Here is a 6,716-nt window from a genome sequence, read left to right as displayed (position 1 = left end):
CGCCGCCGTCGCGGTCGCGCTGGTCGCCGGTCTCGCCGGCTGGTACACCGCCCGCTACGGCGGCGCGCAGGCCCGGGTGGTCGCCCGACCCGACGCCGGCCGGGTCCGCGCGGCGGTCGGTGCCGGCATCACCAACCTGCCGGCGTTGCAGGGTGCGTTGACCGCCCGCGCCGGAGCCGGCCTGCTCGGGCTGGCGGTGGCCGCGGCCGCGCCACTGGGCCGGCGGCTGGCCCGGAAGGTCTCCCCGACATGACCGCCGCCGCCAGCACCGCAGCCCCCGGCTCGGGGGCCGGCGGCCTGCGGTTCGGGTACGGCACCAACGGGTTCGCCAACCACCGACTCGGCGACGCGCTCGCGGTCATCGCCGAACTCGGCTACGCCGGTGCCGCGCTGACCCTGGACCACGCCCACCTCGATCCGTTCGCGCCGGGGCTGGCCCGGCGGGTCGACGCCGTTGGCCGTCGGCTGGCCGCGCTCGACCTCGCGGTGGTGATCGAGACCGGGGCCCGCTACCTGCTCGACCCCTGGCACAAGCACGCCCCGACGCTGCTGCACGACGACTCCACCCGCCGGGTGGAGTTCCTGCGCCGCGCGGTGGCGATCGGCGCCGACCTCGGCGCCGAAGCGATCTCCTTCTGGGCCGGGGTCCGACCGGAGACCGTGCCACCGGCCGTGGCCTGGGACCGCCTGGTCGCCGGCTGCGCCACCGTGGTCGAGGCGGCCGACGCCGCCGGGGTGCGGCTGGGCTTCGAGCCCGAGCCGGGGATGCTGGTCGAGGACATCGCGGGCTGGCACCGGCTGTACGCGGCCCTGGGCCGGCCGCCGGCGCTGGGCCTCACCCTCGACATCGGACACTGTCGCTGCCTGGAGCCGCGGTCGGTGCCCGACTGCGTCCGCGATGTCGGGGCGCACCTGGTCAACGTGCAGATCGACGACATGCGGCGGGGCGTGCACGAGCACCTGGAGTTCGGCACGGGCGAGATCGACTTCCCGCCGGTGCTCGCCGCGCTGCGCGAGGTCGACTACCGCGGTCTGGTCGCGGTCGAGCTGCCCCGGCACTCGCACGCCGCCCCGGCCGTGGCCGCCCGCTCGCTGGACTTCCTCCGGGCCGCGCGGCAGCACCGATGACAGCGCAGAAAGGGCGGAGACGGCGATGACACCGAACGAGCTGCGGGCGGCCCTGCGGGGCGTACCCGATCCGGAGTGGCTGGCGGCGGCGGTGCGCGGTGTCGCGGCACAGCCGGCGGCGATCGCCCGGTTCTTCCCGGCCGCCGGTCGGCGCTGCGGTCGGGCCGACCTGCCCGACCTGCCCGGCTGGACCGCCGACGAGGCGGCCCGCGCGCTGCTGCTGGCCACCATGACGGCCGACCAGGCCGAGTGGGTCGAGACGCTCTACCGCACCGGGGACGCCGCCGAGAAACGGGCCGTGCTCAAGGCGCTGCCGCTGCTGCCGATCGGTGCGGTCGGGTTGCCGCTGCTGCACGACGCGCTGCGCACCAACGACACCCGGCTGATCGCCGCCGCGCTCGGCCCGTACGCGGAGCATCTCGATCAACCGGCCTGGCGGCAGGCCGTGCTCAAGTGCGTCTTCAGCGGCGTACCGCTGGCCATGGTGGCCGACCTCGACACCCGCGCCGACGGGGAACTGGCGGCGATGCTCGCCGCGTTCGCCGCCGAGCGGCGGGCCGCCGGACGGACCATGCCCCCCGACGCCACCGAACTGCTGGACCGGCTCGCCACCGCCGCCGGCCGAGAGCACCACAAGGAGGCGTGATGCGCATCTTCGACCCGCACATCCACATGACGTCCCGCACCACCGAGGACTACGAGCGAATGGCCGCCGCCGGCGTGAAGGCGGTGGTGGAGCCGGCGTTCTGGCTGGGCCAGCCGCGCACCAACGTCGGCTCGTTCACCGACTACTTCGACTCGCTGGTCGGATGGGAGCCGTTCCGGGCCGGACAGTTCGGGGTGCGTTATCACGCCACGGTCGCGCTCAACCCCAAGGAGGCCAACGACCCGCGCTGCCGGCCGGTGCTCGACGTCCTGCCCCGCTACCTGGACAAGGACGGGGTGGTCGCGGTCGGTGAGATCGGGTACGACTCGATGACGCCCGAGGAGGACGCCGCCTTCGCCGCCCAACTCGCCCTGGCCGTGGCGCACGACCTGCCGGCGCTGGTGCACACCCCGCACCGGGACAAGGCCCGCGGCGTCGAACGCAGCCTGGCCGTGGTCGCCGAGTCCGGCATCGAGCCGGGCCGGGTGGTGATCGACCACCTCAACGAGGTGACCGTGCAGCTGGTCCGGGACACCGGCTGCTGGCTCGGCTTCTCCATCTACCCGGACACCAAGGTGTCCCCGCCCCGCTTGGTCGAGGTGCTCAAGGCGTACGGGACCGAGCGGGTCCTGGTCAACTCGGCCGCCGACTGGGGCCGCTCGGACCCGCTGCTCACCCGGGCCACCGGCGAGGCGATGCTGCTGGCCGGGTTCACCGACGACGACGTCGACCGGGTGCTCTGGCGCAACCCGGTCGAGTTCTACGGGCAGTCCGGACGGCTCGACCTCAGCGACATCGACGCACCGGAGCCGACCTTCGCCGGCAACTCGATCCTGCGCGGCGGTGGCTGATGCGGCTGCGGCACGCCGGCGGGCGCGCCGTGCACCTCGGCTACTGCACCAACGTGCATCCGGCCGAGGACCTCGCCGGTCTCCTCGATCAGCTCGACCGCTACGCGGTGCCGGTCCGCACCAACCTCGGCACCGACCTGCTCGGCCTCGGCCTGTGGCTGGCCGCCCCGGTCGCCGCCGAGCTGGCCGCCGACCCGGACGCCCGTCGCCGGTTGCGCACCGAGCTGTCGGTCCGCGGCCTGGAGGTGGTCACCCTCAACGGTTTCCCGTACGCGTCCTTCCAGGCGCCCGTGGTGAAGGGCGCGGTGTACCACCCGGACTGGACCACCGTCGACCGGCTCCGGTACACCCTGGACCTGGCTCGGGTGCTCGCCGACCTGCTGCCCGACGACGCCGCCCGGGGCTCGGTCTCCACCCTGCCGCTGGCCTGGCGGACGCCCTGGGACGCCGCCCGGGCCGGTGCCGCCCGGGGCCGCCTCGACCAACTGGCCGCCGGACTGGCCGCCGTCGAGCGGGACACCGGCCGGCCGGTGCGGGTCGGTTTCGAGCCGGAGCCCGGCTGCGTGGTGGAGAGCAGCGCCCAGGCCGTGGCCCTGCTGTCCGGAGTGGATACGACGCGGCTCGGCGTCTGCCTGGACCTCGCCCATCTCGCCTGTGCCTGGGAGGAGCCGGCCGACGCCCTGGACCGGCTGGCGACGGCCGGCCTGCCGGTGGTCAAGGTGCAGGTCTCCGCCGCGCTGGAAGCGGCCGATCCGGCCGCTGACCCGGCCGCGCTGCGCCGCTGGGTCGAGCCGCGCTTCCTGCACCAGACCCGCGCCGCCGGCTGTGCCGCCGCGACCGCCGGGACCGGAACGGCCGCCGGTGGGCCCGGCGGCTCGGAGCAGGCGGACCCGGCGGACCCCGCCTGGGCGGCCGACGACCTGGACGCCGCGCTCGACGCGCAGCTGCCGGGCCCGTGGCGGGTGCACTACCACGTGCCGCTGCACGCCCCGCCCGAGCCGCCGCTGGGCTCGACCCTGCCGGTGCTGCGCGCCGCGCTGGCCGCGCTTCTCGCCGGCCCCGACGCCGGCTGCGACCACCTCGACGTCGAGACGTACACCTGGGGGGTGCTGCCGGCCGGGCGGCGCCCGAGCACCGACGCGGAGCTGGCCGCCGGGATCGCCGCCGAGCTGGCCTTCGCCCGAGACGAGCTGGTCGCCCTCGGGCTGACCCCGATCGAAACGGCGGTGATCCCGTGAGCGCGAGGAGTGAGCCGGTTTTGCGAGCCCCGCAGTCGCGAACAGAAGGTGATCCCGTGAGCGCGAGGAGTGAGCCGGTTTTGCGGGCCCCGCAGTCGCGAGCAAAGGCGGTAAGAGCGTGAGTCAGAAACTTCTGGTGCTGGACGTGGTGGGGCTGACCCCGCGCCTGCTGGCGCACATGCCCCGGTTGCGGGCGCTGGCCGACGCCGGGTTCCGCGCCGAGCTGGGCACGGTGCTGCCGGCGGTCACCTGTTCGGTGCAGTCGACCTTCCTCACCGGGGCACTCCCTGCCGACCACGGGATCGTCGGCAACGGGTGGTACTTCCGGGACCTCGGCGAGGTGCTGCTCTGGCGGCAGCACAACGCGCTGGTCGGCGGGGAGAAGCTGTGGCAGGCGGCCCGCCGGGTCCGGCCGGACTACACGGTGGCCAACGTCTGCTGGTGGTACGCGATGGGCGCGGACGTGGACTGGACCGTCACCCCGCGCCCGGTGTACCACGCTGACGGGCGCAAGGACCCGGACTGCTACACCGACCCGCCGCAACTGCACGACCAGCTCACCGACGCGCTGGGCACCTTCCCGCTGTTCAGCTACTGGGGGCCGGGGGCCGGGCTGGCCTCGTCCCGGTGGATCTGCCAGGCCGCGCAGCGGATCCTCGCCGAGCAGTCGCCCGACCTGACCCTGGTCTACGTCCCGCACCTGGACTACGACCTGCAACGCTTCGGCCCCTCCTCGCCGCAGGCCGCCGCCGCGGCGACCGAACTGGACGGCGTGCTCGCCCCGCTGCTGGACGCCGCGCAGGCGCGGGACACGACGGTGGTGGTGCTGTCGGAGTACGGCATCACCGACGTCTCCCGGCCGGTCGACGTGAACCGGCTGCTGCGTGCCGAGGGGCTGCTGCGGGTGCACACCCAGGCCGGCATGGAGTACCTCGACCCGTGGACCTCGCGGGCGTTCGCGGTCGCCGACCACCAGATCGCGCACGTCTACGTGCGTGATCCGGCGGACGTACCGGCGGTGGCGAAGCTCTGTGCCGCGCTGCCCGGGGTGGCCGAGGTGCTCGACGCCGCCGGCAAGGCGGCCCACGGGCTGGACCACCCGCGCGCCGGTGAGCTGGTGCTGGTGGCCGAGCCGGACGCCTGGTTCACCTACTACTACTGGCTGGACGACGCCCGCGCACCGGACTTCGCCCGGCTGGTCGAGATCCACCGCAAGCCCGGGTACGACCCCGCGGAGCTGTTCTTCGATCCGGCCGCGCCGGGCGCGGCGAAACGGCGTGCCGGCGTCGCGCTGGCCCGCAAGAAGCTCGGCATGCGGTACCTGATGAGCGTGGTCGGGATGGACGCCGGAGCGCGGGCGGTGCGGGGCTCGCACGGGCGGCTGCCGGCCGATCCCGCCGACGGCCCGGTGCTGCTCTGCTCCGACGGGTCGGCGGCCCGGGACCGGATCGCCGCCACGGAGGTGAAGGGGCTGCTGCTGGAGCTGGCCGGATTGGAGGGGTCGTGACCGTCACGGTGGCGCCCACCGACACGGGCGAGCTGCGGGCCCGGTTCGACGCCGAGTTGACCGCCTTCCTCGACCGCCAGGACCCGGACTGGCCGGACGGCGCGCCCCGGGGCGTCTTCACCACGCTGCACCGCTTCGTGCTGACCGGCGGCAAGCGGCTGCGTCCGCTCTTCTGCTACTGGGGCTGGCGGGGTGTGGGCGGCCCGGACGGCACCCCGATCGTGATCGCCGCCGCCGCGTTGGAGTTGTTCCACGCCTTCGCGCTGATCCACGACGACATCCTCGACGGCAGTGATCGCCGCCGGGGCCAGCCCTCGGTGCACCGGATCTTCGCCGATCTGCACGCCCGCTCGTCCTGGCGGGGCGATCCCGAGGCGTACGGGCGCAACACCGCCCTGCTCTGCGGCGACCTCTGCGCCGCCTGGGCGGACCAGATGTTTCACGAGTGCGGGCTGAGCACCGAGGCGGTGCACCGCGGGTACGGCGTCTTCGCGCTGATGCGTACCGAGGTGATCGCGGGGGAGTATCTGGACCTGGTCTCTGCGGTGGGTGACGGCTCGGTCGCCAGCGCGCTCACCGTGATCCGGATGAAGGGGGCCCGGTACACCGTCACCCGGCCGTTGCAGATCGGTGCCGCGCTGGCCGGGGCGCCATCCGAGCTGGTCACCGCGTTGGCCGACTTCGGTGACCCGCTCGGGGACGCCTTCCAGCTCCGCGACGACGTGCTCGGGGTCTTCGGCGACCCGGCGGTCACCGGCAAGTCCGTCCTGGACGACCTGCGCGAGGGCAAGCCCACGGTGATGATGGCGCTGGCCCGCGACGCCGCCGACCGGAGCCAGGGGGCCCGGCTGCGGGAGCTGTTCGGCAATCCCGACCTGGACGCGGCCGGCGCCGCCGAGCTGCGGAAGATCATCGAGGACACCGGGGCGCGGGCGAAGATCGAGCAGATGATCCAGGTCCGGGCCGACGCCGCCCTGGCCGCGTTGGACCGGACCGAGCTGGCCGAGGAGAGCCGGGCGGCGCTGACCGCGCTCGCCACCCAGGCGATCGACCGGCGGAACTGAGCCCGTTCCGGCCACGGATCGCGCCGCCAACTTTCAATCAAATCGACAAAAGTCCATACCTTGCCGCCGGAAGGTATGGACACATCGACATATCTCATTTACTGTCGTCGGCAACACCGAAATGTTTCGTCGAGGTGAACCGGCGGCGCGGGAAGCCATCGACCGAACCTTCTCAACGGCACCGAGCCCGCGCCCTGACGTGGGCCGCGATGCGGGTTGAGCGGGTTCATCGGTGACCGCCGAGCACGTGGCCCGCCGGCCGTCGGCGGTCACGGCCGACCG

General features: G+C 74.2%; 6 protein-coding genes and 1 pseudogene. All 7 read left to right on the top strand.

The window, feature by feature from the left end; genetic code table 11:
• A pseudogene (locus tag IEY61_RS19150) lies at positions 1 to 253 on the top strand (SCO3242 family prenyltransferase); the annotation flags it as partial.
• Complete coding sequence (locus IEY61_RS19145) at positions 250 to 1,128, top strand: sugar phosphate isomerase/epimerase family protein (protein WP_189046262.1); 879 nt, start codon at positions 250 to 252, stop codon at positions 1,126 to 1,128. The pseudogene IEY61_RS19150 and the gene IEY61_RS19145, both read left to right, overlap by 4 nt.
• Before the next feature lie 25 nt (positions 1,129 to 1,153).
• Entirely contained in the window at positions 1,154 to 1,774 is a 621-nt protein-coding gene (locus IEY61_RS19140; RefSeq protein WP_189046260.1) for an EboA domain-containing protein, read from the top strand.
• Complete coding sequence (locus IEY61_RS19135; RefSeq protein WP_189046258.1) at positions 1,774 to 2,625, top strand: TatD family hydrolase; 852 nt, start codon at positions 1,774 to 1,776, stop codon at positions 2,623 to 2,625. Before IEY61_RS19140 ends, IEY61_RS19135 begins: the two co-directional genes overlap by 1 nt.
• The gene (gene eboE / locus IEY61_RS19130) at positions 2,625 to 3,863 is read left to right on the top strand and encodes a metabolite traffic protein EboE (RefSeq protein ID WP_189046256.1); all 1,239 of its coding nucleotides are present in this window, start codon (positions 2,625 to 2,627) and stop codon (positions 3,861 to 3,863) included. The genes IEY61_RS19135 and eboE overlap by 1 nt, the downstream gene beginning before the upstream one ends.
• 118 nt (positions 3,864 to 3,981) lie before the next feature.
• Positions 3,982 to 5,370: an alkaline phosphatase family protein gene (locus IEY61_RS19125; RefSeq protein WP_189046254.1), complete on the top strand. Its 1,389-nt coding sequence runs from the start codon at positions 3,982 to 3,984 to the stop codon at positions 5,368 to 5,370.
• On the top strand, positions 5,367 to 6,434 hold the full coding sequence (locus IEY61_RS19120) for a polyprenyl synthetase family protein (RefSeq protein WP_189046251.1): 1,068 nt from the start codon (positions 5,367 to 5,369) through the stop codon (positions 6,432 to 6,434). Before IEY61_RS19125 ends, IEY61_RS19120 begins: the two co-directional genes overlap by 4 nt.
• Positions 6,435 to 6,716: the final 282 nt, after the last annotated feature.

The sequence above is a fragment of the Micromonospora sonchi genome (assembly GCF_014646235.1).
Classification (GTDB): Bacteria; Actinomycetota; Actinomycetes; order Mycobacteriales; family Micromonosporaceae; genus Micromonospora; species Micromonospora sonchi.
Note: the sequence above shows the minus strand (reverse complement) of the source record. Positions and strands in the feature narration are given on the sequence as shown.

Bases quoted from the DNA above. Each gene is read 5' to 3' on its own strand.
- IEY61_RS19145 (WP_189046262.1), top strand. From the start codon at position 250: ATGACCGCCGCCGCCAGCACCGCAGCCCCCGGCTCGGGGGCCGGCGGC.
- IEY61_RS19140 (WP_189046260.1), top strand. From the start codon at position 1,154: ATGACACCGAACGAGCTGCGGGCGGCCCTGCGGGGCGTACCCGATCCG.
- IEY61_RS19135 (WP_189046258.1), top strand. From the start codon at position 1,774: ATGCGCATCTTCGACCCGCACATCCACATGACGTCCCGCACCACCGAG.
- eboE (WP_189046256.1), top strand. From the start codon at position 2,625: ATGCGGCTGCGGCACGCCGGCGGGCGCGCCGTGCACCTCGGCTACTGC.